The 26,986-nt window shown below is 61.9% G+C and carries 21 protein-coding genes; 6 read left to right on the top strand and 15 right to left on the bottom strand.

The window, feature by feature from the left end:
• From ACPYOP_RS13660 to ACPYOP_RS13645, 4 genes are read right to left on the bottom strand one after another with little or no spacing between them, the layout of a single operon-like run.
• A complete protein-coding gene (locus ACPYOP_RS13660; protein WP_481410916.1) occupies nucleotides 1-888 on the bottom strand; it encodes a branched-chain amino acid ABC transporter permease in 888 nt (295 codons plus the stop codon).
• Nucleotides 889-891: 3 nt separating this feature from the next.
• The gene (locus ACPYOP_RS13655) at nucleotides 892-1,593 is read right to left on the bottom strand and encodes an ABC transporter ATP-binding protein (RefSeq protein WP_481410915.1); all 702 of its coding nucleotides are present in this window, start codon (nucleotides 1,591-1,593) and stop codon (nucleotides 892-894) included.
• Nucleotides 1,594-1,595: 2 nt separating this feature from the next.
• On the bottom strand, nucleotides 1,596-2,378 hold the full coding sequence (locus ACPYOP_RS13650; RefSeq protein ID WP_481410914.1) for an ABC transporter ATP-binding protein: 783 nt from the start codon (nucleotides 2,376-2,378) through the stop codon (nucleotides 1,596-1,598).
• 15 nt (nucleotides 2,379-2,393) lie between these two features.
• Complete coding sequence (locus ACPYOP_RS13645) at nucleotides 2,394-3,602, bottom strand: ABC transporter substrate-binding protein (protein ID WP_481410913.1); 1,209 nt, start codon at nucleotides 3,600-3,602, stop codon at nucleotides 2,394-2,396.
• A gap of 172 nt (nucleotides 3,603-3,774) precedes the next feature.
• Here ACPYOP_RS13645 and ACPYOP_RS13640 point away from each other — a divergent pair, with 172 nt between their 5' ends.
• On the top strand, nucleotides 3,775-4,701 hold the full coding sequence (locus ACPYOP_RS13640; RefSeq protein ID WP_481410912.1) for a LysR family transcriptional regulator: 927 nt from the start codon (nucleotides 3,775-3,777) through the stop codon (nucleotides 4,699-4,701).
• An 82-nt stretch (nucleotides 4,702-4,783) separates the two neighbouring features.
• Here the strand turns inward: ACPYOP_RS13640 and galE are convergent, their stop codons facing one another.
• From galE to ACPYOP_RS13620, 4 genes are all read right to left on the bottom strand, one after another.
• Nucleotides 4,784-5,845 carry a UDP-glucose 4-epimerase GalE gene (gene galE, locus ACPYOP_RS13635; protein ID WP_481410911.1) on the bottom strand — a complete coding sequence of 354 codons (1,062 nt, stop codon included), beginning with the start codon at nucleotides 5,843-5,845 and terminating at the stop codon, nucleotides 4,784-4,786.
• 413 nt (nucleotides 5,846-6,258) lie between these two features.
• Nucleotides 6,259-7,425: a pyridoxal phosphate-dependent aminotransferase gene (locus ACPYOP_RS13630; RefSeq protein WP_481410910.1), complete on the bottom strand. Its 1,167-nt coding sequence runs from the start codon at nucleotides 7,423-7,425 to the stop codon at nucleotides 6,259-6,261.
• Between the two features lie 142 nt (nucleotides 7,426-7,567).
• Nucleotides 7,568-7,993 (bottom strand): large conductance mechanosensitive channel protein MscL, encoded by a 426-nt coding sequence (gene mscL, locus ACPYOP_RS13625; protein WP_120662945.1) that lies wholly within the window; start codon nucleotides 7,991-7,993, stop codon nucleotides 7,568-7,570.
• A 252-nt stretch (nucleotides 7,994-8,245) separates the two neighbouring features.
• Nucleotides 8,246-8,812, bottom strand: a complete 567-nt coding sequence (locus ACPYOP_RS13620) for a TetR/AcrR family transcriptional regulator (RefSeq protein ID WP_481410909.1) — start codon at nucleotides 8,810-8,812, stop codon at nucleotides 8,246-8,248.
• 138 nt (nucleotides 8,813-8,950) lie between these two features.
• Here ACPYOP_RS13620 and ACPYOP_RS13615 point away from each other — a divergent pair, with 138 nt between their 5' ends.
• Entirely contained in the window at nucleotides 8,951-10,162 is a 1,212-nt protein-coding gene (locus tag ACPYOP_RS13615) for an MFS transporter (protein WP_481410908.1), read from the top strand.
• Nucleotides 10,163-10,170: 8 nt separating this feature from the next.
• On the opposite strand, the gene ACPYOP_RS13610 is transcribed toward ACPYOP_RS13615, so the two are convergent.
• From ACPYOP_RS13610 to ACPYOP_RS13595, 4 genes are all read right to left on the bottom strand, one after another.
• Complete coding sequence (locus tag ACPYOP_RS13610; protein ID WP_481410907.1) at nucleotides 10,171-10,614, bottom strand: YybH family protein; 444 nt, start codon at nucleotides 10,612-10,614, stop codon at nucleotides 10,171-10,173.
• 101 nt (nucleotides 10,615-10,715) lie between these two features.
• Complete coding sequence (locus tag ACPYOP_RS13605) at nucleotides 10,716-12,926, bottom strand: 3-hydroxyacyl-CoA dehydrogenase NAD-binding domain-containing protein (RefSeq protein ID WP_481410906.1); 2,211 nt, start codon at nucleotides 12,924-12,926, stop codon at nucleotides 10,716-10,718.
• A 13-nt stretch (nucleotides 12,927-12,939) separates the two neighbouring features.
• The gene (locus tag ACPYOP_RS13600; protein ID WP_481410905.1) at nucleotides 12,940-14,148 is read right to left on the bottom strand and encodes an acetyl-CoA C-acetyltransferase; all 1,209 of its coding nucleotides are present in this window, start codon (nucleotides 14,146-14,148) and stop codon (nucleotides 12,940-12,942) included.
• Nucleotides 14,149-14,183: 35 nt separating this feature from the next.
• On the bottom strand, nucleotides 14,184-15,980 hold the full coding sequence (locus ACPYOP_RS13595; protein ID WP_481410904.1) for an acyl-CoA dehydrogenase C-terminal domain-containing protein: 1,797 nt from the start codon (nucleotides 15,978-15,980) through the stop codon (nucleotides 14,184-14,186).
• Nucleotides 15,981-16,459: 479 nt separating this feature from the next.
• Between ACPYOP_RS13595 and ACPYOP_RS13590 the strand changes: the two genes are divergently transcribed.
• The 3 genes from ACPYOP_RS13590 (at nucleotide 16,460) to ACPYOP_RS13580 (ending at nucleotide 22,149) form a co-directional block, all read left to right on the top strand.
• Entirely contained in the window at nucleotides 16,460-20,131 is a 3,672-nt protein-coding gene (locus ACPYOP_RS13590) for a peptidoglycan-binding protein (protein ID WP_481410903.1), read from the top strand.
• Between the two features lie 288 nt (nucleotides 20,132-20,419).
• Nucleotides 20,420-21,343: a sulfite exporter TauE/SafE family protein gene (locus ACPYOP_RS13585; RefSeq protein ID WP_481410902.1), complete on the top strand. Its 924-nt coding sequence runs from the start codon at nucleotides 20,420-20,422 to the stop codon at nucleotides 21,341-21,343.
• On the top strand, nucleotides 21,340-22,149 hold the full coding sequence (locus ACPYOP_RS13580; protein ID WP_481410901.1) for a TIGR02186 family protein: 810 nt from the start codon (nucleotides 21,340-21,342) through the stop codon (nucleotides 22,147-22,149). Before ACPYOP_RS13585 ends, ACPYOP_RS13580 begins: the two co-directional genes overlap by 4 nt.
• On the opposite strand, the gene ACPYOP_RS13575 is transcribed toward ACPYOP_RS13580, so the two are convergent.
• Nucleotides 22,150-22,653, bottom strand: a complete 504-nt coding sequence (locus ACPYOP_RS13575; RefSeq protein ID WP_481410900.1) for a winged helix-turn-helix transcriptional regulator — start codon at nucleotides 22,651-22,653, stop codon at nucleotides 22,150-22,152. It abuts the gene before it with no gap.
• Nucleotides 22,654-22,766: 113 nt separating this feature from the next.
• On the opposite strand from ACPYOP_RS13575, the gene ACPYOP_RS13570 reads away from it, so the two are divergent.
• Nucleotides 22,767-23,321 (top strand): dihydrofolate reductase family protein, encoded by a 555-nt coding sequence (locus tag ACPYOP_RS13570; RefSeq protein WP_481410899.1) that lies wholly within the window; start codon nucleotides 22,767-22,769, stop codon nucleotides 23,319-23,321.
• Between the two features lie 103 nt (nucleotides 23,322-23,424).
• Here ACPYOP_RS13570 and pdeM read toward each other — a convergent pair whose 3' ends face one another.
• Nucleotides 23,425-24,168: a ligase-associated DNA damage response endonuclease PdeM gene (gene pdeM / locus ACPYOP_RS13565; RefSeq protein WP_481410898.1), complete on the bottom strand. Its 744-nt coding sequence runs from the start codon at nucleotides 24,166-24,168 to the stop codon at nucleotides 23,425-23,427.
• A gap of 20 nt (nucleotides 24,169-24,188) precedes the next feature.
• Nucleotides 24,189-26,699 (bottom strand): ligase-associated DNA damage response DEXH box helicase, encoded by a 2,511-nt coding sequence (locus ACPYOP_RS13560; protein ID WP_481410957.1) that lies wholly within the window; start codon nucleotides 26,697-26,699, stop codon nucleotides 24,189-24,191.
• Nucleotides 26,700-26,986: the final 287 nt, after the last annotated feature.

Below are 26,986 nucleotides of genomic sequence, written 5' to 3'. Positions count from 1 at the left end.
TCACGCCTCCCGACCAAAGAGGCCCGCGGGCCTGAGGAGCAACACGATCGCCATGATGACGAAGATGACGATGTTGGAGGCCTCCGGATAGAAGACCTTGGTGAGGCCCTCGGCAATGCCGAGCAGATAGCCTGTCACGATCGCCCCCATGATCGAACCCATGCCGCCGACGACCACGACCGCAAAGACGATGATGATCATGTTCGATCCCATCAGCGGCGAGACCTGGTAGATCGGCGCGGCCAGCACGCCGGCAAAGGCGGCAAGCGCCACGCCGAAGCCGTAAGTCAGCGTCAACAACACCGGCACGTTGACGCCGAAAACCTGCACGAGCACGGAATTCTCCGTCGCGGCGCGCAGATAGGCGCCAAGCTTGGTCTTTTCGATCAGCAGCCATGTGCCGATGCAGACGACCAGTGAGGCGATGACCACCCAGCCGCGATAGACGGGCAGGAACATGAAGCCGATGTTGCGCGCACCGGCCAGCTCCGTCGGGACGGCATAGGGCTGACCGGAGGAGCCGTAGAGATAGCGGAAGGTCCCCTCGATGGTCAGCGCCATGCCGAAGGTGAAGAGCAATCCGTAGAGCGGATCGATCCCGTAGAGCCGGCGCAGGCAGAAACGCTCGACCAGCGCGCCGAACAGGCCGACGATCAGTGGCGCCAGAACGAGGGCCGGCCAATAGCCGATGCCGGCATAGGCGAGCAGCAGATAGGCGGTGAAGGCGCCGAGCATATAGAGCGCGCCATGGGCGAAATTGATGACCCGCAGCATGCCGAAGATGATCGCCAGGCCAAGGCTCAGGAGCGCATAGAAGGAGCCGTTGATAAGGCCGATCAGCAATTGACCGAGAAGGGCCTGGGCGGGGATGCCGAATATCGTCGTCATGGCTCAGACCCCCAGGACCTTGTGCAGCATGTCCATGCGCTCGGAGAGTTCGCCGACCGGAAATTCCGAGACCATCTGGCCGTGATCCATCACATAGAAGCGATCGGCGATGCGGCTGGCGAAACGGAAATTCTGCTCGACGAGCAATATGGTCATGCCGCGACCTTTCAGCTTCTGCAGGACTTCGCCGATGCGCTGGACGATGACGGGGGCAAGACCCTCGGTCGGTTCGTCGAGCAGCAGCATACGGACGCCGGTGCGCAGGATGCGGGCCATGGCAAGCATCTGCTGCTCGCCACCCGAAAGCCTTGTGCCGACACTATTGCGCCGCTCATGCAGATTGGGAAACAGCTCGAAGATTTCATCGAGCGTCATGCCACCAGCGGCGACGACCGGCGGCAGCATCAGGTTTTCATAGACGCTGAGGGTCGAGAAGATGCCGCGCTCCTCCGGCACGAAGCCGATGCCCTGATGCGCCGTCTTGTGCAAAGGCACCTGCATCATGTCCTTGCCGGCAAAGGCGATCCTGCCCTTGCGGGCGCGGACGATGCCGACGATGGTGCGCAGCGTCGTCGTCTTGCCGACGCCGTTGCGGCCGAGGATGGTGATGGTTTCCCCCTCGCCCACGCGCATGTCGACGCCATGCAGGATATGGCTTTCGCCATACCAGGCATTGAGGCCCTGAACGTCCAGCAGCGGCGCCATCGTCAAGCCTCCTCTGTGCCCATATAGGCTTCGCGAACGCGGGGGTCCCGGCTTACGGTGGCATAATCGCCCTGGGCCAAGATCTCGCCGCGCTGCAGGACCGTGACATGATGGCAGATATCGGCAACGACGGAGAGATTGTGCTCCACCATGAGCACAGCCCTGTCGCGCGCGACATCACGGATGATGGCGGAGACGGTGTTCACGTCCTCCAGCCCCATGCCGGCCATCGGCTCGTCGAGCAGCAGCACTTTCGGATCGAGCGCAAGCGTGGTTGCGATCTCCAGCACGCGCTTGCGGCCGTAGGAAAGGTCGGCGGCGATAGCATCGCGTTCCTTCGAAAGCCCAACCGAGGCAAGCAGCTGTTCGGCGCGGGCGTTGAGGCTATCGAGGGCCGCAAGTGGCCGCCAGAACTGGTGGGCGAGATTGCTCGGCCGCTGCAAGGCGACGCGGACATTGTCCAGCACCGTCAGATGCGGGAAAACGGCCGAAATCTGGAAGGAACGCGCGAGGCCCATGCGCGCAACCTTGTCCGGCCTGGTCTTCGTGATATCGGTGCCGAGCAGGGTGATCGTGCCGTGCGTCGGCTGCAGGAACTTGGTGAGCAGGTTGAACACCGTCGTCTTGCCGGCGCCGTTCGGGCCGATCAGCGCGTGCACGCGGGCGTGCTGCACATCGAGATCGACATTCTTGACGGCGGTGAAGCCGCCGAAATCGCGGCGCAGTCCCCGGGCGGATAGGACCACCCGGAGCTCTTCCTGCTGATGTGTCGCGGACATCGCCATAAGCTGGTCTGAGCCCTATTGCTTGACGAGGTCACAGCCGCTCTTGGCGGGATCAATATAGGCTTCCTTGCCAGGGATCGTCGCGAGCACGTTGAAGTAATCCCACGGCTCCTTGCTCTCTTCGGGTTTCTTGACCTGGAGAAGATACATGTCGTGGATCATGCGGCCGTTGGCGCCGACCGTGCCGCCGCGGCCGAAGAAATCATCAACAGGCATTTCGTGCAATTGCTTGGCAACGGCGTCGGTATCGTCCGTGCCGGCCTTCTGCACGGCCTTCAGATATTGCGTCACGGCGGAATAGGTGCCGGCATGGATCATGTTCGGCATCTTGCCAGTGCGGGCAAAGAAGCGTTTGCCGAATTCACGGCTCTTGTCGTCGAGGTTCCAGTAATAGCCTTCCGTCAGCGTCAACCCTTGCGCCGCCTGCAGGCCGAGGCCGTTGACTTCGGCGAGCGTGAAGAGCAGCGCCGCCAGATGCTGGCCGCCCTGGGTGATGCCGAATTCCGAGGCCTGCTTGATGGCGTTTGACGTGTCGAGACCGGCATTGGCAAGGCCGATGACCTTGGCGCCCGACGATTGCGCCTGCAACAGGAAGGACGAGAAATCGTTGGTCGACAGCGGATGGCGTACCGAACCAAGGATCTTGCCGCCGCTTGCCTTGACGTAATCGCCGGTCTGCTGCTCCAGCGAATAGCCGAAGGCGTAGTCCGCAGTCAGGAAGAACCAGGTGTCGCCACCCTGCTTGACGAGCGCGCCGCCGGTGCCGACCGCGAGGGCATGCGTGTCATAGGCCCAATGGAAGCCGTAGGGCGAGCATTGCTTGCCGGTGAGATCCGTCGTCGCGGCACCCGTGACGATATCGATCTTCTTCTTTTCCTTGCCGACCGCCTGCACGGCGAGCGCGACCGAAGAGGTCGTCAACTCCATGATGGCGTCGACCTTGTCCTGGTCATACCACTGGCGGGCAATGTTGGAGGCAATATCGGGCTTGTTCTGATGATCGGCGTCGACGATCTCGATCGGCACGCCAAGCACCTTGCCGCCGAAATCCTCGGCGGCCATCTTGGCGGCCGCTACCGACGATTTGCCGCCGAAATCCGCATAGACGCCGGACTGGTCGTTGAGGATGCCGATCTTGACGACACCATCGGACGGGCCGGCGGCAAAAGCCGCGGTGCTGGCCGCAAGCAGCAATGCAAAGGATGCAATAAGACTCTTTCGCATGTCCTCTCCTCCCAGAGATTTGGCAAAAACGAATCTGTTCAAAATTGGCCAGCCGCTTTCCTCAAAACGACTTTACCCGACGGGCAGGATCATGGAATTCGTGCGTTGACGCAAGTCGCGATTGCAATTAATTCCAAACAAGGTCTGTTCATTTTTGAACAGAGGAGGATGCATGAAGCGCACGCCGCATTTTACCTGGGATGATTTGCAGTTTTTCCTCGCGGTCGCGCGAACGGGGCAGCTCTCCACCGCGGCACGACAATTGCGCAGCAGCCATGCCACGGTCTCGCGCCGTATCGACCGGCTGGAATTCGCCTTGAAGGTCAAGCTCTTCGAACGCAATCCACGCGGTTACATGCTGACCAGCATGGGGCAGCGCTTCGTCGATACGGCCGAGCACATGGAGCAGGAAACCGAGCGTCTCCGCGCCGATCTTTCCGCAGGACCAGCGGCACAGCGAGGCGTCGTGCGCATCAGCGCGCCGGAGGGCTTTTCAAACTTCTTCTTCACCGGCGTGCTGCCCGAATTCACCGCCAGGCATCCGAATATTTCGCTGGAGCTGATCACCATCCAGCAGATCATGTCGCTCTCGCGCAAGGAAGCCGATATCGTCGTGGTGCTCGACCCACCGAAGGCCGGACCCTATTTCACCGAGAAACTGACGGACTATCATCTGCAGGTTTACGGATCGCGCGATTACCTCGCCCGTCATCCGCCGATCGAAAGCCGCGACGACCTGCCTGACTTCGCCTTCATCGGCTATATCGAGGATATGATCTTCGCGCCGGGACTGGATTATCTCGACGACGTCCATCCGCGCATCAGGCCACAATTCCAGAGCTCGAGCATCTTTGCGCAGCTGACGGCGACGAAGAATGCCCAGGGATTATGCGTGCTGCCGTTTTTCATCGCGGGCAAGCATCCCGATCTGCAGGTCGTCCTGCCGCACGAGGTGGATCTCAGGCGCCACTACTGGATCACATGCCACCGCGATCTGCGCCAATCGCCACGCGTGCGCACCGTCATCGATTTTCTCGTGGAAGCCGTGCGCAAGAATGCGCCGGCTTTTCTGGGGCCTTGGAGAGGTGTCGAGAGCTAAGGCTACAGGATGCTTGGGGTGGCGTAGATCTTCTCTACAGCGCCGCGCGTCATATATGACGCGCAAAGGTCGCTGTAGCGCTTTAAATCTGCTGCATAATTTTTTCCTTAAATCGATTCCGATTTAAGGAATTATGCAGTAGCCCGGCTGCGTCGAAGCCCGAGCGTTCGGCAAGGCGAAGCTCCCAGTCCAGCGACGAGCGCACGATCGTTTCCAGGCAATTATATTTCGGCGTCCAGCCAAGTTCGCGATGGGCAAGCGCCGCGTCGGCGACGATGCTGGCCATGTCGCCGGGCCTGCGCGGTGCGATATGAATACGAAAGGCGTGGCCATGGACGCGCATCACCATGTTGAGCACATCCAGAACCGAATAGCCCTGACCATAGCCGCAATTGGCGACCAATGATCGGCCGCCGTCGCGCAGATGCCGCAGCGCCATCAGATGCGCTTCGACGAGATCGCTGACATGGATATAGTCGCGAACGCCGCTACCGTCATGCGTCGGATAGTCGGTGCCGTAAATCTCCACCTGACCGCGACGGCCGAGTGCCGCCTCGCAGGCGACCTTGACAAGATGCGTGGCACCGCTGGTCGATTGCCCCGCCCGCCCCGCGGAATCAGCGCCGGCCACGTTGAAATAACGCAGCGCCACATAGCGGAAATCATAGGCCGCGGCGGCATCGCGCAGCATCAATTCGGACATCAGCTTGGATTGGCCATAAGGAGATTCCGGCCGCAACGGCGCGTCTTCACCGACCGGTCTATCCGCCGGCTGCTGGCCGTAGACCGCGGCGGTGGACGAAAAGACGAAATGGCGGATGCCGGCCCTGACGGCGGCGCTCATGAGGATGCGGGTCTTGCCGGTGTTGTTTTCATAATAGGCAAGCGGATCCTCGATCGACGCGGGAACAACGGCCGAACCGGCAAAGTGGATGATGGCCTCTATATGGTTTTCGGCGAAAATCTGATGCAGGAGCGCTTCATCGGCGATATCGCCGAGATAGAAGCGGGCCGCCGGTGGAACGGCCCAACGGAAACCCGTCGACAGGCGATCGAGGACCACCACGTCCTCGCCCGCGTCAAGCAATCTCCAGACCATGTGGCTGCCGATATAACCGGCCCCGCCCGTCACCAAGACAGTCATTCTTCGCGTCCCCGCCAAGTCTTATCGGCCCCATATGAGGCCGCTTCCCCTGCGAAATTGATTAAAAGCGGGAGGCCTGGCGGAAAAGATTGCGGGAATGGTTAGGGTGGGCTTTCGCTGATCGATTGCATTTTATGGATTGGACGCATGGTCGCTATTACGGGGATCTTGGAGAGTGTGCACCCCCCTCTGTCACTTTCGTGACATCTCCCCCACAAGGGGGGGAGATCGTTAGGAGTTTGCCGCACGCCTTTGCAAAATAATGAACCTCGGCTGCAGCAGATGCGATGCTGGTTGGTGCGAGAGGCCGCCGCGAGTTCACAATCTCCCCCCTTGTGGGGGAGATGTCGCGACAGCGACAGAGGGGGGTATCAGGACCAGCCAAGTCGAAAGCTGCCAGCTGGAGGCCACTCCTACAACCCCAAAATATACCGGCTCAACCGCTCCGCAGCATCCGCCACCTGCACCGGATCGCGCAGGAAGCAGGCGCGCATGAAGAGCTCGCCGCCCTTTCCGAAGGCCGTTCCGGGCGCCAGGCCGACACCGGTCTTGTCGACGATGTCGATGGCGGTCTTGCGGCTGTCGGTAACGCCGTCGATCTTCAGGAAGGAATAGAGCGCGCCATCCGGCTTCAGCGTCTGCACGCGATTGGTGGCGATCAGGGCGTCGCAGAGGATATCGCGCGAGCGGGTGGCTTTCGCGATGTTGGAGCGGACGAAATCGTCGCCCTCGTTCAGCGCCGCAACCGCGCCCTTCTGCATGAATTGCGCGACGCCCGAGGTCGAATATTGCACGAGGTTTTCGATCACCTGCCCGAGCTCGGCAGGCGCGACGATCCAGCCGACGCGCCAGCCCGTCATCGACCAGTTCTTCGAGAAGGAATTGACGAAGAGGATCTTGTCGTCGGCTTCCTTGACGTCCAGGAAGCTCGGCGCGCGGCCGCCGGCATAATAGTAGAGCGCATAGATTTCGTCGGCCATGATCCAGAGATCATGCTTGCGCGCCAGGGCCAGAATATCCCTGAGATCCTGGTGGGTCGCCGTCCAGCCTGTCGGATTGGACGGGGTATTGATGAACAGGCCTTTAGTCTTCGGCGTGATCGCCGCCTCCAGGCGGCCGAGATCGAGCGACCATTTGCCGTGCTCGAATTCCAGCGGCACGGCGACGGAGCGGGCGCCGGCAATTTCCAGCGCTGCGGCGATATTCGGCCAGGCCGGGGAGAGATAGACCATCTCGTCGCCGGGAGAGGTGATTGCCTGCACTGAAAGCTGGATCGCCTGCATGCCGGAGCCGACGACATAGAAATTCTCCATCGGCAGCGAGGTGCCGAAATGCCGGCCGTAGTAATCGGCGAGCGCCTGGCGCAGCTCGGGAATGCCGCGCTGCCAGGTATAGAAGGTCTCGCCGGCATTGAGCGAGGCCATGGCAGCGCGATTGATGAAATCCGGCGTCGGCAGATCGCCCTCGCCGACCCAAAGCGGCAGCAGGCCCTCGCGACCGCGGGCATAATTGACCACTTCGACGATCCCGCTTTCGGGGGCTGCAAGCGCGCGCGGGCTGAGGCTATCTAGTATCGACATACAAAGTCTCCGGTTTCCGCCTTCATAAAGCAGAGCGGCGAACAAATCCCATGACTTTGCGTTAGCGAATGATCGATTTCGGTGATGAATAAAGCCCCGGCCTTTGCCGGACCGAGGCTTTTAAAAGAGGCCGAGCCGAGCCTCAGCGTTTTGCGAGAAGATCGCGAATCTCGGTGAGTAGCTGGACGTCGGCCGGCGGCGGTGCTGCCTCGGCGATTTTGTCTTCCTTGCGCTCGACCTGCGTGCGCAGCGTGTTCACGCCCTTGACCATCAGGAAGATGATCCAGGCGAGGATAAGGAAGTTGATGAGGACGGTGATGAAATTGCCGTAGGCGAAAACCGCGCCCTGGGCACGGGCAGCCGTCAGCGTCGGCGCATTGACCGCCGAGGAAAGACCTACGAAGTAGTTCGAGAAATCGAACCCGCCAAAGATTGCGCCGACGATCGGCATGATGATATCGTCAACCAGCGATTTCACGATACCGCCGAAAGCGCCGCCGATGATCACGCCGACCGCGAGATCCATGACATTGCCGCGGGCGATGAATGCCTTAAATTCATTAAGCATCGAGCAGTCCCCTTCGCGTTGCCGTTGAATTCACTCATGGTGATTAGCACCATCTTTTTCCTTATTTTTCAACAGCAAATTGGCGCCCACTCTTATCCAGACGCGAATATCCCAAGGTAATTCCATGGGTTAAGCAATTTATCCGCGCATGCCACCAGCTACTGTTCGTCAGTTGCGGGCAACACAATCGAGGTCGCCGCCCACGATACGTGAACAAATCTTTGATGAATCGCCGGGCGCTAGCTGCCATACTCAGGTTTTGCGCGCTCCATCCGGCATCACTTTCGCAACCAGCTTGCGAACATAATCCGCGCCGGGCGCCTGCTCGAAGAGGATGCGATAGATGACCGGCGAAATGACGTGGTCCATCAATTCAGTCAGAGTCGGAAACGGCTCGCCCTGCTCCCTGGCACGGGCAACGAAAACAGCAAGCTGCTGCTGCGTATAACCGCTGCACTTCTCAGCATTTGCCACATCGGCGGCCGAAAGAATGTCGCGCAGCATTTGCCGCCCGACACCGGAAGCCATTTCGTCGGCATATTGCTCTGCCCAGGCTTCCAGATCCTCGCGGGGGCTGCCGATCCTCGCCGGCTCGCCTTCCGGCTGCAGGCGCGAGGCGGCGACGTCGGCCAGAAGCTCTTGAAGATCGCCCCAGCGACGATAGATCGTAGAAGGCGTGACGTTGGCGCGTTGCGCGATCATAGGGATGGTGATGGCGGCGCGATCCATCGTCGCCAGCATCTCGCGGACGGATTGATGCACGGCCGCCTGCACTCTGGCACTGCGCCCGCCGGGGCGGGGATTTTCTCTGTAGCCCATAAGCCTTTGCCAATCTTTCCCTTTTGCCGCTGGCGAATGACCAGGCGCCATTCACTAAGGCAAATTATTTGCTTTTGTACGTTGGGCATCCTATATGCGCCTAACGCAATCTTTTAGCTTTAGGCTAGGATATAGTCGATGACCGAGCCCCATTCCACTGCCAGCGCACCGATTTCGTCGGCCAGACGTTTGGCGCCGTTCTACTACGCCGCGACGAGCGCGCTGTTCTTTGCCGCCTCATCCGCGCCGACGCCGCTCTACCGCCTTTACCAGCAGGCCTTCGCCTTCTCGCCGATCCTGATTACGGTGATCTTTGCCGTCTATGCCTTCGCCCTTCTCGCCTCACTCTTGATCGTCGGCTCGATTTCCGACCATCTCGGGCGGCGGCCGGTGATCTTCGCATCGATCCTCCTCAATATGGTGGCGATGGTGCTGTTTTTAATGGCCAGGGGACCGGATTGGCTGATTGCCGCCCGCATCGTGCAGGGCCTGGCAACGGGGGCCGCGGCAAGCTCCATCGGGGCGGCTCTCGTCGATCTCGATCCGATCAAGGGATCGATCACCAACAGTCTTGCGCCGCTGACCGGCATGGCGATCGGCGCGCTCGGCACGAGCTTCCTGGTCCAGTTCGCGCCGGCGCCGACCCTGCTCGTCTATATCGTCACGCTCGTCCTTCTTATCCTGCAAGCCGTACTGCTCTGGCTGGTGCCCGAGACGACGCGCCGGCGGAGCGGGCTGCTCGCATCGCTGAAGCCGGAGGTCGCCGTTCCCCAGCAGGTGCGCCGCACTTTGCTGGCGCTGACGCCGATCAACATCGCCGTCTGGGCGCTCGCCGGCTTCTATCTGTCGCTGGTGCCTTCGCTCGTCAGCACGACGACCGGCAGTACCGCGCCGCTGGTCGGCGGCTCCGTGGTCGCGGCCTTGACGATCAGCGGTGCGGCGGGCGTGTTCCTGCTGCGCGAGAGATCCACCGCCATGATCATGAGGTTCGGCATACCGACCATGACCCTCGGCATTCTGACCGTTGTCGCCGGCATGCACGCGGCCGAGGTGTCGATCCTCGCCTTGGGGACGTTAATCGCCGGCTCGGGCTTCGGCGCGACCTTTCTCGGCACGGTGCGCAGCATCATGCCATTGGCAAAGCCCGACGAGCGCGCCGGGCTGCTTTCGGCCTTCTACATCCAGAGCTATCTCGCCTTCAGCCTGCCCGCCATCCTGGCGGGTTTCCTGTCGAAGGCGCTGGGCTTTGCCGAGGCTGCAGATATCTACGCGGCGGCAATCCTCCTGCTCGTCGGCTGGGGCGTTCTGGCGTTGCGCGCCGATCGAGAGAAACCATTGAGTATTTCGTAAGGCTATGCTTACGGCTTAAGCCCAAGTTCGGCAAGGCCGCTGCCGTCCATCGCAAACGGCACCGACGTATGCTCATGAACGATCTTCCAGATGCCTGTCTCCTTTCTGAGGCCGAGCGTCTGGCGAAACCATAGATCGACGTCGACACCGTCCGTCTTCCTGCCGGTCATATGCACAAGGCCGGTCCAGAAGGCGACATCCTCGCCGACGGTCAACCTCACATCGACCGCATCGCCGCCGATCGGCCCCTCCCAGGTCGAAAACCACCCCTGAAGGCCTTTTTCGCCCTTGCCCTTGTGCATGAGCGGCGCCGCCAGGGTGAAGCTGACGACATCGTCGCTCAAATGCATGACGACGCCGGCCGCGTCCTTGTTGCCAAGAGCGGAGGTCCAGCCTGCAAGCACTGCATTGATGGCTTCGGCCTCGCCGCGATTGCCGATGATTTCGATCATGTCATTCTCCTCGGTTTGATGGTTCCAAGCAGAGGACGAACGAAAAGGGCCGCTCCCGACAGGAGCGGCCCATGATTTATCGCGAGCAATGGTTTATTGCCTCACGCCGCCTTCTTGGCATTATAGGGATCGAAACGTCCGTAGAAAGTTTCGCCCTTTGCGGCCATGTCCTTCAGCAGTGCCGTCGGCTGGAAATGCGGGCCGTAGGCGGCAGCCAGCTTTTCGCAGAGCTCGACGAAAGCCTTGACGCCCATGCCGTCGATGTAGGACAGCGCGCCGCCGGTATAGGGGGCGAAGCCGAAGCCGAGGATGGAGCCGACATCGGCCTCGCGCGGATCGGTGACGATGCCCTCTTCAATGGTGCGGGCAGCTTCCAGCGCGATAGTCACGAGGAAGCGCTGCTTCAGCACATTGACATCGACCTCGTCGGCTTTCTGCTGCGGATAGAGATCCTTAAGACCCGGCCAGAGCGACTTCTTCGCCGGCTTTGGCGGATAGTCGTAAAAGCCCTTGGCGTTCTTTCTGCCCAAGCGTCCCTCGCCTTCGACGAGACCGCTAACTAGCTGCATGTGACGCGGGTCGACCGCCTTCTCGCCGAGATCGGCGACCGTCGCCTTCAGGATCTTGTGGGAGAGGTCGATGGCAACTTCGTCGTTGAGCGCCAAAGGCCCGACGGGCATGCCGGCCATCTTGGCGGCATTCTCGATCATCGCAGCCGGCACACCTTCGATCAGCATGTCATAGGCTTCGTGGATGTAGCGGAAAACGCAGCGATTGACGAAGAAGCCGCGCGTGTCGTTGACGACGATCGGCGTCTTCTTGATCGCGGCGACATAATCGAGCGCGACGGCCAAGGCATGATCGCCGGTTTCCTTGCCGAGGATGACTTCGGTCAGCATCATCTTCTCGACAGGCGAGAAGAAGTGGACGCCGATGAATTCGGCCGGGCGCTTGGAATTCTTGGCAAGGCCCGTGATCGGCAGCGTCGACGTGTTGGAGGCGAAGACGGCGCCGGCCGGCAGCACGGCCTCTACCGCCTCGATGACGGCCTTCTTGACTTCGCGATCCTCGAACACCGCCTCTATGACGAGATCGGCATCCTTCAGATCGGAATAATCGGCCGATGGCGTGATGCGGGCAAGCAAAGCTGCACCCTCGTCTTGCGTCAGCCTTCCCTTACCGACCGAATCCTTCACCAGCCCCTCGCCGACGCCCTTGCCCTTGGTCGCCGCTTCGATGTCGCGATCAATGAGCGTGACCGGAATGCCCGCGGCAGCGGTGACATAGGCGATGGAAGCGCCCATGAAGCCGGCGCCGACGACGCCGATCTTCTTCAACTCCGTCTTCGGCTGACCGACCGGACGGCGCGCGCCCTTGCCGAGTTCCTGCATGGAGATGAACAGCGAGCGGATCATCGAATAGGCTTCGGTGGTCTGCAGCACATGGGTGAAATAGCGCTGCTCGATCTTCAAGCCGGTATCGAAGGGAACCTGCAGGCCTTCGTAGACGCATTTGAGGATGGCGAGTGCCGCCGGATAATTGCCCGATGTCTCGCGACGCAGGATGGCAGGTGCCGCCGGCCAAAGCTGGGCTGCGGCGGGCGTCCAGATGCCGCCACCCGGCGCCTTGAAGCCCTTCTCGTCCCACGGGGCGACGGGCTTCAGGCCGTCCTTGATCATCTGCTTGGCAGCCGGGATTAGCTGGTCCGGCTCGACCACCTGATGCACGAGATTCATCGCCTTGGCGCGGGCTGCCGTCAGCGACTGGCCGGTCGTCATCATCTGCAGGGCCGACTGCGCATCCGTCAGGCGCGAGATGCGCTGCGTGCCGCCGGCGCCGGGGAAGATGCCGACCTTGACCTCAGGCAGTGCGATCTTGACGCTCTTGGCGCTCGACGCGACACGGCCATGGCAGGCGAGCGACAGCTCGAAAGCGCCGCCCATGCAGGTGCCGTTAATGGCCGAAACCCACGGCTTGCCGCAGGTTTCGAGCTTGCGGAACAGCCCGGTCATGCGCCCCACGAGATCGAAGAGCTTCTGGGTAGCCGCAGCCGGATCCTTGGCCTTCTCCTCCTGATAGAAGGAGAACATGGACTTGATCATCGACAGATCGGCCCCGCCGGAGAAGGAGGACTTGCCCGATGTGAAGACTACGCCCTTGACCGCCGCATCGGCGACAGTCGCGTCGATGATGGCGTTCAGCTCTTCGAGGATCTCCGCGGTGAAGACGTTCATGGACTTGCCGGGCATGTCCCAGGTAACGAGGGCGATGCCATCTGCGTCCGTCTCGACAGTGAAATTCGTGTAGGCCATTGGTTTCCTCCCCTCAGACGCGTTCGACGATCGTGGCGGTGCCCATGCCGGCGCCGATGCAGAGTGTCACCAGCGCCGTGTTGAGATCGCGGCGTTCCAGCTCGTCCAGCACCGTGCCGAGGATCATCGCGCCGGTCGCGCCGAGCGGATGGCCCATGGCAATCGCACCACCATTGACGTTGATCTTGTCATGCGGAATCTCGAAAGCCTGCATGTAGCGCAGCACGACGGCGGCAAAGGCTTCGTTGAGTTCGAAGAGATCGATATCGGCCAGCGTCAGGCCACTGCGCTTCAGGAGCTTTTCGGTGACGTCGACCGGGCCGGTCAGCATCAGCGCCGGGTCGGAGCCGATATTGGCGAAGGCCTTGATGCGGCCGCGCGGCTTCAAGCCCATGCTCTCGCCGCCCGCCTTGGAGCCGAGCAGCACGGCGGCGGCGCCATCGACGATGCCGGAGGAATTGCCGGCGTGATGGACATAGTTGATGCGCTCGACTTCCGGATGCGCCTGGATGCCGACGGCTTCGAAACCGCCCATTTCACCGGGCATCTGGAAAGACGGATTGAGCGAGGCCAGCGCCTGCATATCGGTGCCGGGACGCATATGCTCATCCTTGGCAAGGATGGTCAGGCCGTTGACATCCTTCACGGGCACGACGGAATTCTGAAAATAGCCCTTTTCCCAGGCATTGGCCGCGCGCTTCTGGCTTTCGACGGCATAGGCGTCAACATCGTCGCGGGAGAAGCCGTATTTGGTGGCGATGAGATCGGCCGAGACGCCTTGCGGCATGAAATAGGCCGGGAAATTGACGGAAGGGTCCATGAACCAGGCGCCGCCGGACATGCCCAAGCCAACCCGCGACATGCTTTCGACGCCGCCGGCAATGACGATATCATCAGCCCCTTGCGCGATCTTGGCCGCTCCGAAATTCACGGCATCGAGACCGGAGGCGCAGAAGCGCGAAATCTGCATGCCAGGGGCCCTGGTGGAATAGCCTGCCTCGAAGGCGGCACCCCTCGGAATGACGGCGCCGGCTTCCATGACGGGATCGACGCAGCCCATGATGATATCGTCAACCGTTTCGGTGTCGAGGCCGTTGCGGTCGCGGATCGCCTCCAGCGTCTTGGCGGCGAGGCGGACGGACGGCACTTCATGCAGCGCCCCATCTTTCTTGCCCCGCCCGCGCGGCGTGCGCACATGGTCGTAAATGAAAACCTCGGTCATGTCTCATCTCCCTGCGGCGGCGAACGCCGCCTTGATCAAAAGGCTTCCGCCGCCAGTTCCATCATCGTGTCGGCGCCGGTTTCGATGCGGGCCTTGCGCAGCGCCGTTTCCGGCATGATGCGCTCCATGTAGAACCGCGCCGTGACAAGTTTGTTCTTCAGGTAATCCTCGCGCGCGCTGTCGCCGCCCGCAAGGCCCGTTTGCGCCGCCTTTGCCATCTTCGCCCACATGTAGCCGAGGACGACGAGGCCGAAGAGGTGCATGTAGTCGGTCGAGCCGGCGCCGGCATTGTCGGGCTTGGCCATGGCGTTCTGCATGAACCACATGGTCGCGGCCTGCACGTCGTTCAAGCCCTTCTTCAGATGCTTGGTGAAGAAGGCCATCTGCTCGTCGTTACGGTTTTCCTCGCAGAAATCGCCGATTTCTTTGAACAGCGCCATGACGGCGCGGCCGCCGTTCAGCGCCAGCTTGCGGCCGACGAGATCGAGCGCCTGGATGCCGTTTGCGCCCTCATAGATCATGGTGATGCGGGCATCGCGGACATACTGGCTCATGCCGTGCTCTTCGATATAGCCGTGACCGCCGAAGACCTGCTGCGCCATGACGGCATGGTCGAAGCCCTTGTCGGTCATGACACCCTTGAGGATCGGCGTCGCGAGACCAAGGATATCGTCCGCTGCCTGGCGCTCCTTCTCGTCCGGAGAGCGATGGGCAATATCGGATTTCAGCGCCGTCCACAGCAGAAAGGCACGGCCGGCCTCGTTGAAGGCGCGGATGGTCATCAGCGAGCGGCGGATATCGGGGTGGACGATGATCGGATCGGCCTTCTTGTCCGGCGCCTTCGGGCCGGAAAGCGAGCGGCCCTGGATGCGCTCGCGAGCGTAGTTTGCGGCATTCTGATAGGCAATCTCGGCAACCGACAGTCCCTGCAACCCGACGCCAAGGCGCGCCTCGTTCATCATGACGAACATGGCGTTGAGGCCCTTGTTCTCCACGCCGATCAGGAAGCCAGTGGCCTCGTCATAATTCATGACGCAGGTGGCGTTGCCATGGATGCCCATCTTGTGCTCGATCGCGCCGCAGGAGACCGGATTGCGCGCGCCGAGCGAACCGTCTTCCTTGACGAGGAATTTGGGCACAATGAACAGCGAGATGCCCTTGGTTCCCTCAGGCGCGCCTTCGATGCGGGCAAGGACGAGATGGACGATATTGTCCGTCATGTCGTGCTCGCCGGCGGAGATGAAGATCTTCTGGCCCGAAATCTTATAGCTGCCGTCGGCCTGAGGCACCGCCTTGGTGCGCAAGAGGCCGAGATCGGTGCCGCAATGCGGCTCGGTGAGGTTCATGGTGCCGGACCAGGTGCCCTCGACCAATTTCGGTAAGTAAGTCTGCTTCTGCGCGTCGGAGCCGTGGACGAGAACGGCGGCGATCGCGCCCTGCGTCAGGCCCGGATACATCATCAGCGACATGTTGGCGGCGGAGGTATATTCGCCGACGGCGCAGTGCAGCACATAGGGAAGCCCCTGGCCGCCGTATTCCTCCGGCACGGCGAGACCGAGCCAGCCACCTTCGCGATAAGCGCGATAGGCTTCCTTGAAGCCCTTCGGCGTCGAGACCGTGCCGTCATCGTGGCGCAGGCAGCCTTCCTGATCGCCGGAATAGTTGAGCGGGAAAAGCACCTCTTCCGCCATCTTGGCCGCCTCGCCGACAATCGCCTCGATCATGTCTGGCGTGGCATCGGCATAGCCCGGGAGATTGTTGTAGCGCTCCAGCCCGAGCACATCGTTCAAGACGAAGAGCGTATCATTCACCGGGGCCTTGTAGACTGGCATTTCTCGAATTCCTCCAATTCGCCGCCGGACCTCAGATTCCGGCCACTCGTTATTCTTACAAAATATTGACGTTTGCGTAAACGTCAAATTTCGGACGATGTTGAAATTTTGGTGAAGGGGATAGAGGGGCGACGGATACCTACGCAATGCGCGCGCCCGTCCTGCGCCTGAAAGATCCCGACTGCTCGCAAGAATATCGGCGCGCGAGACAGCAGAACCGAAATAAAAGGTTAAGACTTCCGGTAAACTTAACGAGTTGTTTACCACGTTTCGTAAATTGTATGAGTTGAGCGGCAGTGCTTCGCGTCTCTTCAACTTATCCTTCGATAGGCGCGCCGTTTTGCAGCTCGGTTTGAGGAAAGCCAATACATTTATCCCTTTCCAAATGGTGGGATGCGGGCGGTGCGGCAAAGCCACGACGTCTTCTTTCCGTCAGTATGTTGGCCCCGGGTGGTCCTTAGTTCGAAGCGAGCAAAGATATGAGCGGATCGCGATCAAATCCTACCGGCACGGGCGACTGGGCGTCGCTGGATGCTCTGAGCCGCACGATCGAAGGACTGGAAGCGCGCATCGAGGGGCTGATGGGCACGGCCGCCTCGCGCGATACGCGCCAGCGCGCCGTCGGCGGCTATGCACCCGCCCCGGAACGCGCCGCCCCAGCGGAACGGATGCCGCCGCGCAGCGAACGCGAGCAGCTCGCCAGCCGACCCTATGAACGCCCGTTGCGCAACGAGAGCGATCTTCGTTCCGATCCGCTTGCCGAGATCCGTCAGCGTCAGCGCGCGCTGGAAGCAGGCCGTGAACGGCCGCAAGTACGCCGCGAGGATGTTGCGCATGCCGAACCGCAGCCGGCTCGGCGTCCACTCGATGCTTACGCCCAGCGTCAGCCGATGCGTCCTTCGGCTGAAAACTCGGTCGACATCGCGCAGGCGCTCGTCAATCTTCGTCAGGATTTGAAGCGCGACATCGCCGAGAGCGTGACCCGCGAGGTCAACGCCTTGCGCGCCGAAATCCGCGATATTCGCGAGAATGCCGAGGACAAGCATTTCGTCGCCGATGTCCGCGAGGACATGGCTCGGCTTGCCAACAGCATCAACCAGCTCGCCGGCCAGCCGGAAACGGTCGGTCTGAAAGCCGAATTCGACGAGCTGCGCTCGCTGATGGACGGCCTTGCCCGCGAGGAATCGCTGCATCATGTCGGACGCCAGATCAAGGCGATCGATACGACGGGGCTGCAGGACGAGCTCGTTTCGCTTGCCTATCGCCTTGACGACATCAAGCAGCATCTCGGCGGCATGAACCACAGCCCGGCCGTGCACGCGCTGGAAAACAAGCTGCTGACGATCGCAACCGCGATGGAGAGCCTCGGCTCCATGATGCAGCCGCAGGACCAGGCCATGCAGCGGCTGGAAGGCCGCTTGAGCGGCCTTGCCGACCAAATCGACCTGATGGGCCGCGATGCGGCACGGCGGCAGCCGGCGGACGACCTTTCCGGCCGTCTCGAAGCGCTCGCCATGCGTATCGACGAGCTGGGCAGCGCAAAGGCCGTCGCCCGCCTCGAGGAACGCCTCGACCAGCTCTCGCACCTGATGGAACGCTCGCAGAAGGCGGCACCGCAGCCGGAACTCGTCAGCTACCTCGCCGACATCTCCCACAAGATCGACGCGCTGGAACACGGGTCCGTCGACAACGCTCTGGCGGACCGGCTGGACTATCTGGCTCGCCGCATCGACGAGATGGATTTCCATCCCGCAGCTCCGGCCGCAGCCATCGACGACGGCGCGGTGCGCCGGCTGGAGGGACGCCTCTCCGACATTGCGGCACGGCTGGAGGCCAGCACGGCCGCCCCGCCCACGGATATGCAGGCGCTGCGCAGCCTCGAAGAGCAGATCGCCCATCTTTCGACATTGCTGACGAACGAACCCCGGGCCATCGCCGATCATATGCCTTCAGACTTCGATCGCCGGATGGGCGCGATCGAAGACTATATGGCGACCAATGACGAATATATCATCGAGGCGGCACGCCATGCGGCGGAAGCCGTCGTCGAGGCCTATTCGCGCCAAGGCATGACGGGCAATGGCGGTCAGGCCGCCGACATGTCGGCGCTGACGGCGCTTGCCGAGGACCTTCGCCATCTCGAGGACATCAGCCGCGCCAGCGACGAGCGCACGCACCGCACCTTCGAAGCGCTGCACGACACGCTGCTGCAGATCGCCGACCGGCTCGACCATATGGAACATCGCAGGCCGGCGCCTCTCATGCCGGCCGCGGCATTCGAAAGCGACGTCTTCGCCGAAGAGGATGCTCCGGTCATAAAGCCGCCGATGGCCGCACAGCAGCAGAAGGCCGGGCCGATCATCCGCACGGTCGCGTCTGCGGAACCCGTTATCTCCTCCGAGGTCGCGGTCGCACAGGCGATCGACGCCAATACGAAGGCTGAAATCAAGGCTGCCGCCAAGAGCGGCAAGGCCAGTCTCTTCGCCAGCCTCGGCAAGCGCTTCTTCACGCCGGAAAAGGCCGAGCCGATCTTCCCGCCGGATCGCCCAGTGATCGCGCAGGCGCCATCGATCGATCCGGCGGACTTGATGCCCGGCGAAGAAGCCAACGAATTGCTGGAGCCGGGCTCCGGCGCGCCCGACATCAAGAAGATCCTCGAGCGCGTACGCGCCAGCCAGAATGCCTCTCGCAGCGGAAACGCGCGCCAGCCGACGGAAAACGAGCGCGCCGATTATATCGCGGCAGCCCGGCGCGCCGCGCAGGCGGCAGCCATGGAAGTCGACCAGACGCAGCGTTCGGCTCCCGCCTCCAAGAAGGATGCGAAAAAAGGCGGCGCATTCTCGCGCTTCCGCCGGCCGATCCTGTTGGCCGTCGGTGCGGCACTTCTCGCCATCATGGCCTTCCCGCTGGTCAACACGCTGACGCGCGGCCACAAGGCGCCCCCGCCTGCCGAAGTCTCCTCGATGATCGCGCCGCCGGCCAATGCCGCCAGCAATATCGTCGTCGCATCGACGAACCCGGCCGACAACAATCAGCAGCCCACGGTAAACCAGGCCGCCGCACCCGCGGGCTCGGCCGAGACGGTGGACACGCAAGCTGCGAGCGCGCCCGCCAATCCGGCAGCAGCACCTGCGAGCGACCACCTGACGGCGGCAACGCCGCTCGACGGCAACCAAGCGGCAAGCGAGACCTTATCTCCTGCCGGCAGCGCCGCGCCTACCCAACAGACGGCTGCTTTCGTCCAGCCGGACAAGGCGGCCGCAGGTTCCGTCGCCACCCCGGTGGCGCCCGAGATCACGGTGCCCGACGGCATCCAGCCGCCATCGCTCGTCGCAGCCGCCAAATCGGCCGACCCGGTGGCGCTCTTCGAAATCGGCGCACGTTATACGGATGGCCGCGGCGTTGCCGCCGATATGAAGCAGGCGGCAAGCTGGTATCAGCTTTCGGCCGACAAGAACTATGCGCCCGCGCAGTACCGCCTTGCCAGCATGTATGAGAAGGGCAACGGCGTCGATCGCGATCTCATCAAGGCCAAGCAATATTACGAGCAGGCGGCCAATCAGGGCAATGCTAGCGCCATGCACAATCTCGCCGTTCTCTTTGCCTCTGGCACCGCCGGACCGCAGGACTATGATACTGCCGCAAGCTGGTTTATCCGCGCCGCCAATCTCGGTGTCTCCGACAGCCAGTTCAACCTCGCCATCCTCTATGCACGCGGGAACGGCGTGAAACAGGATCTGCAGCAATCCTACAAATGGTTCGCGATCGCCGCAAAGAGCGGCGACAAGGACGCCGCCCAGAAGCGCGATGAAGTCGCCAATGCCATGAAGCCTGGCGACCTCGAAAGCGCGCGTGCCAAGGCCGACCTTTGGAAGGTGCAGCCGGCCGATGCCAAGGCCAACGGCACGGACATTCCCGACGAATGGACCACGGGCAAGGGCGTGAACACGGCCTCCATCGACATGAAGAAGGCCATCCGCAACATCCAGGCCATCCTCAACAAGAACGGCTTCGACGCCGGTGCGCCGGATGGCGCCATGGGCGACAAGACCGTGGCCGCCCTGAAGAATTTCCAGAAATCCGTGGGCTTGCCGGCCGACGGACGGGTGACCGATCAGGTGGTCAAGGAGCTTCTGGCCCGCAACAAATAGGCCTTCGCAACCCTCTACGAAAATCAGTCAATCGAACATGCCGGTGCGACCACGCCGGCATGTTTCGTTTCGGGCTTGCACAGCCTCGCTCCACGTCATTCTTTCCCTCAGAACGCGACGTCACAGAAATGCGGAAAAAGCCGCGCTAGAGTGAGCCCGGCTATTCGAAAACTGGAGCAGCCCGGCTTTTCCTAAGGCTCTGGCAAGGATTTCAGATTAGAATCCGCCGTTTAAGAGGGGAAAATGGTTCAGGCCCGGCCATCGGCCGCCTGCAGGTGGGAACAGCGCGTGACGATCTATCTGCCGATCGCAGAACTGTCGGTGAATATCCTCATTATTCTCGGCATGGGCACCGCCGTCGGGTTTCTTTCCGGCATGTTCGGCGTCGGCGGCGGCTTCCTCATCACGCCTCTCCTGATCTTCTACAATATTCCACCTGTTGTCGCGGTCGCTACCGGCTCCAACCAGGTCGTCGCCTCCTCGGTGTCGGGCGCGCTTACCCATTTCCGCCGCGGCTCGCTCGACCTGAAGCTGGGCGCGATCCTGCTTGTCGGCGGCCTAGCGGGCGCGACATTCGGCCTGTGGCTATTCGTGTTGCTGCGCCGGCTCGGCCAGATCGACCTGATCATTTCCCTGATCTACGTGCTGCTGCTGGGCACCGTGGGAACGCTGATGCTGTGGGAGAGCGTGCGGGCCATGCGCCGCGCGGCCGGCAAACTGCCGCCGTCGACCGGCAAGCCGCGCCATCACAACTGGGTCCAGCGCCTGCCGCTGAAGCTGCGGTTCAAGAAATCCAAACTTTATCTCAGCGCCATCCCGGTGATCGGCCTTGGCTTCTTCGTCGGCATGCTGACGCCGATGGGTATCGGCGGCGGCTTCATCCTCGTACCGGCGATGATCTATCTGCTGCGCGTACCGACCAATGTCGTCGTCGGCACTTCGCTGTTCCAGGTCATCTTCGTGACCGCCTTCACCACCATCGTGCAGGCGGCCACCAATTATTCCGTCGACGTCATCCTGGCCTTCCTGCTGATGGTGGCGGGCGTGATCGGCGCGCAATACGGCGTGCGCGTCGGCCAGAGGCTGCGCGGCGAGCAATTGCGCGCCCTGCTCGGTCTGCTCGTCCTTGCCGTCGGCCTTCGCCTGGCAATCGCCCTGGTGGTGACGCCGGCCGATGTCTATTCGGTCGTCATGGAAGGCGTGAGCCGATGAGAGGTTTCAGACTGCTCATCGCCGCGACATTGCTGCTTGCCCCACTTGCCGGACAGGCGCAGGTGATGCTCGACCAGCCGACGACCTCGACCACGGCGCGAGAGACGATGGAGATCGGCACCTCGACGAGCGAGATCGCCATCACCTCCGACTTCACCGGCGCCGATCTGACGATTTTCGGCGCCTTGTCCAATACCGACCAACTGCTTCTGGCGATCGGCCAATATGACATCGTCGTCGTGCTGGAAGGCCCGCGCGAAAACGCCACGGTGCGCCGGAAGGAGCGGGTCTTCGGCATCTGGATCAATACCCGCTCGATGACGTTCGAGCATGTGCCCGAAGCCTATTCGCTGTCGAGCACACGCGCGGTCGATAATATCACCACACCGCTCGAACTCAGCGATCGCGGCATCGGCGTCGACCATATTCCGCTGACGCCGCTCGGCTTCGTCGGCAATGTCGGGGACGTACCGGAATTCCGCAACGCCTTCCGACGACTGCAGAAAACAGGCGGCCTCTATGAAAGCGATCCGGCCGGCGTGCGCTTCGTCAGCTCCTCGCTGTTCAGGGCGACGCTCAGAATTCCCGCCGATGTGCCGAATGGCGTGCACACGGTGCGCGCCTATCTCTTCAAGAGCGGCAAGTTCCTGAGCGAGAAATCCTTGCCGCTGCGCGTCATCAAAACAGGCATAGAACAGACCATTACCGATGCCGCGCACCAGCAGCCGATCGCCTACGGCGTGTTCTCCGTATTGCTGGCGCTCGTCACCGGATGGGGTGCGAGCTTCATGTTCCGGAAGAACTGATCAACCGCTTTTCCTGCGATCGACAACCTCGAGATAGGCTTCCGTCAGCCGGCCGAGCACCGAGGGGGTGCCCGGTGACAGCACCTTGCCGAGATGCTTGGCGCGCAGTTCTTCCATGAAATCTTCCCAGAGCTTCGAACCGCCATTTTCCAGGAGTTCAGCGCGGATCGACAGTTCCTCGGACACCGGAAGATGCTTGCGGCCCCAGGCGCCCATATGGGCAAAGAGCGGCACGAGATCGATCGCCATTTCCGTAAGGCTGTAGATGGCCTTCTGCTTGTGGGTTGGATCATCCTCGCGGGTCAGCAGGCCGCGTTCGACCAGCCGTTTCAGGCGATCGGCGAGGATGTTGGAGGCAATCCCCTCCTGCGAATTCTGCAGCAGTTCGCGAAAATGCCGGCGATTGCCGAACATGATGTCCCTGATGACGATCAGGCTCCAGCGGTCGCCGAGAATTTCCAGCGTCAGATTGATCGGGCAGCCGGAACGATGCAATGCGTCCATAATGGTCTCCAAAAAACTGCTTGCATTTTGCCATCAGTCCGACTAATAAACAACCGCTTGCTTTTAACAACCAGTTTCAATTGTGATCTGGTGGTCACAACGGAGGAAAAGTGATGAGGAAGCTCGTTATCTGGAATCTCATGACGCTCGACGGCTATTTCGAGGGAACCAAGCCGTGGGACCTCGATTTTCACATGCTCGCCTGGGGCGATGAGTTGGAACATTATGCGAGCGAGCTCGGCAAGGAAGGCGATCTGCTGATCTTCGGCCGCAAGACCTATGAAGGCATGGCCGCCTATTGGCCGACGGCGACGGAAACGCCTGAGATCAGCGCCTACATGAACGGCATCGCCAAGATCGCCGCTTCGCGGACGCTCGACAAGGCGGACTGGAACAATACCCGCATCGTCGGCGACATTGCCGCCGAAGTGAAGAGACTGAAGCAAGAGCCCGGCAAGACCATGTTCGTCTTCGGCAGCGCCGAGGTGACGGATGTGCTGCTCAAGGCGGGCCTGGTGGATGAGCTGCGGATCTGCCTCGTTCCGGTCGTGCTGGGATCGGGCAATCCGCACTTCAAGCCGGCAGCCGAACAGCGACCGATGAAGCTCATCGATTCACGTCCGTTGAAGACCGGCGCGGTGATCCTGCGTTACGAACCCGCGAAGTAGCGTAGAGCGGTTCAGCTTTTCACGGAATCTCTGAACCGCTCTACCTCCTTGGTTTCGCGCAATTCCGGACGGAAAACCGCTGCGCACTTTTCCTGGAATTGCGCTAGGCCGACAGGTTGCCGAACCGCACGGAATAGATGCGGTCGCGGCCGAGCAGATGGGCAATCAGGCTTTCCCGCTCGAAGAGGCCGGCCATCACCTTGTGGCGAAGATCGAGGCCGCCGGTCATCACGCCGAAGGCCGGCATCAGCAGGCGGGCACCATCCGTTGCGAAGCACGGGCGGCGCACTGATTTTTCGCGACGCCGAACGGTGGCGGAGGGATGCAGATGGCCGGCGATCTCACCGGCCTGCTGTCCCGCTTTCGGCTCGTGGCGGAACGTCAATCCACCGTAATGCATTTCGTCGACCGAGTGGCCCGGCAGGTCGACCGTGCCGTCCGGATCGTGATTGCCGTTGATCCAGATCCACTCGCGGCCGCGGGCCATGTTGACGATCAGGCTGCGAAATTCTTCCGGCAGATGCTGCGAACCGACCCGATCGTGGAAATTGTCGCCGAGCGATACCACGAGTCTCGGATCATAGCGGGAGATGACGGCGGAAAGAACGGTCAGCGTCGCCAGCGTATCATAGGGCGGCAGCAGCATGCCGCGCCGGGCGAAGGCCGCGCCTTTTTCGAGATGCAGATCGGAGACGACGAGAATGCCGCTGTCAGGCAGATAAAGCGCACCCATCGGATCGCAGACGGCGGCAACGCCTTGAACGACGGTCTCGACGCCCGCGGCTAACGCACGTTTACCGCTCTCTTGACTGTTCAAGTCCCGCGCCAGCGCCAGCCGGTTGATCACGTCAGTCCATCCTCATTCGTTCAGCCCATCGCCTCGCGGATCAGGTCGTCGGCCGCTTCCGCAAGCAGGACATCGTGAGCCTCGCCCGGCACCGGCACCTTGCCGATTTCCAGCATCACCGGCACGGCGAGCGGGGAAATATGGTCCAGCGCGCGATGGGTGATATGGCCCTTGATTCGCTTCAGCATATCCGCAAGACGGCCAATATCCAAAAGCCCCGTCGCCGCATCCTGCCTCGTCGCCTGCAGCAGGATATGGTCGGGCTCGTGGCTGCGCAGCACGTCATAGATCAGATCGGCCGAAACAGTCACCTGACGGCCGGTCTTTTCCTTGCCCGGATGCCGGCGCTCGATCAAGCCGGCAATCACGGCGCAATTGCGGAAGGTGCGTTTCAACAGGAAGGATTCGTCGAGCCAGGCCTCGAGATCGTCGCCGAGCATATCCTCGTCGAAGAGGTCGGAAAGATTGAGACGCCGATTTGCGATCATCAGCCCCATATCCTCCAGACCCCATATGCCGAGCGAATAATCGGTCGCGACGAAGCCCATGGGCTTGGCGCCGGCGCGCTCCAGTCTCCGCGTCAGGAGCATGCCGAGCGTCTGGTGCGCCAATCTCCCTTCGAAAGGATAGGCGACCATATAGGCGCGGCTGCCGCGCGGGAAGGTTTCGATCAGAAACTCGTCGCGCTTCGGCAGCAGCGACTTCTCGTTTTGAATTTCCAGCCAGTCGCGCACCTGATCCGGCAGGCGGTGCCGGCGGTCGGGATCGGCAATCATCGCCCGCACCTGATCGGCGAGATAGGTGGAGAGCGGAAACTTGCCACCGGCATAGGAGGGGATTTTAGGGTCGAGCGAAAAAGCCTGCGACGCCAGGCACTCGCTCTCGCGGATGCCTTCGAAGCGCAGCACCTTGCCGGAAAACAGGAAGGTATCGCCGGGCGAAAGCTGCTCGATGAAATATTCCTCGACCTTGCCGAGCGGCGCACCGCCCCTTCCGAGCGAACCCAGCGCGTTGCGTTTCACCAGACGGATATTCAGCATCGCCTCTTCGACGATCGTGCCGAGGTTCAGGCGATATTGCTGGGCGACCTGCGGATTGGGGACGCGCCAGCGCCCATCCGCCATCTTGCGGATGCGGGCATAGCGCTCATAGGTTCTGAGCGCATAGCCGCCGGTGGCGACGAAATCGACGATGCGCTCGAAGGTCTCCCAGGAAAGCGCAGCATAAGGAGAGGCGCTCTGCACCTCGTCATAAAGCTCCAGCATGTCGAAGGGTTCGGCGCAGGCCATGCCGAGTACATGCTGGGCGAGAACGTCGAGCGCACCGGCGCCGATCGGCGGCGTGTCCTGCGCGCCGATATAATTGGCATCGAGAGCTCCCTGGCATTCCATGACCTCGAAACGGTTGGCCGGCACCAGGATCGCCTTCGAGGGCTCATCCATGCGGTGATTGGCGCGGCCGATGCGCTGGGCAAGCCGGCTCGCGCCTTTGGGCGCGCCGACATGGATGACGAGATCGACGTCACCCCAGTCTATGCCGAGATCGAGGGTGGAGGTGGCGACGACGGCGCGCAGCCGGTTTTCCGCCATGGCCGCTTCCACCTTGCGGCGCTGGCCGACATCGAGCGAACCGTGGTGCAGGGCGATCGGCAAATTGTCGTCATTGGCCGACCACAGCTCCTGAAACAGCATTTCGGCCTGGGAGCGCGTGTTGACGAAGAGCAGCGTCGTGCGATGCGCCTTCAGCTCGCGATAGATATCGGGGATCGCATATTTGGCGGAATGGCCGGACCAGGGGATGCGCTCTTCCGTCGACAGGATGGAGATATCCGGCTTGGCACCGCCCTCGACGATGACGAGGCCGGCATGGTGTTCCTCCCCCGGCTGCTGCGCCACCAGCCATTTCTGCAGGTCCATGGGATCAGCGACCGTCGCCGAAAGGCCGATGGTCTGGACGCGAGGCGCCAGCTTGCGGATGCGGGCAAGACCGAGCGACAGCATATGGCCGCGCTTGGAGGTGACGAGCGAATGCAACTCGTCGAAGACGATGTATTTCAGATCCTTGAAGAAGCGCTCGGCCTCATGATTGGCAAGCAGCAACGCCACCTGCTCCGGCGTCGTCAGCAGGATATCGGGCGGATTGAGCTTCTGCCGCTGCCGCTTGCCGCTCGGCGTATCGCCCGTGCGGTTTTCGACTGTGACAGGCAGCCCCATTTCCGAAACGGGCTTCATCAGGTTGCGCTCGATATCCACCGCTAGCGCCTTCAGCGGCGAAACGTAGAGCGTATGGATGCCGGTAAAAGCCGAGCCGGGCGGGATCTTGCCGCGCCGGGTGAGATCGGTGAGCGACGGCAGGAAACCGGCGAGCGTCTTGCCGGCACCTGTTGGCGCGATCAACAGCGTGCTTTCGCCGGCTTCGGCGCGGGCAAGCAATTCCAGCTGATGCGCGCGCGGCTGCCAGCCCTTTTCCGCAAACCAGCGGAGGAAGGGTGCAGGCAAGGCAAGACGGGTTTCCGGATCGATCTGGTCCACGGGGTTCAATGTAATGGATATGCGGCGGATGAGAAGCGGGGTTTGGAGAAGCACAAGGGCGAGCTGGACGTTGCTTCGCCAAGGCCATGGTGTGTCTGTGGTCCCCACACGATCCGTCATCCTCGGGCTTGATGTAAAGCCCGGAGACATGCCTGACAGTCACCCCTGGCTTTACACTGGACCCGAGGATCCAGGCGCAAGTAGGTCAGCGCGCCAGAAACCCCACCGGCAAGCATCGGCGGGAGTGCGTCTTGCATCCCCCTGAACGCCCGCCGCATAGTTGGCAG

The sequence above is a fragment of the Rhizobium sp. KNZ2-6A genome, assembly GCF_056755475.1.
Note: the sequence above shows the minus strand (reverse complement) of the source record. Positions and strands in the feature narration are given on the sequence as shown.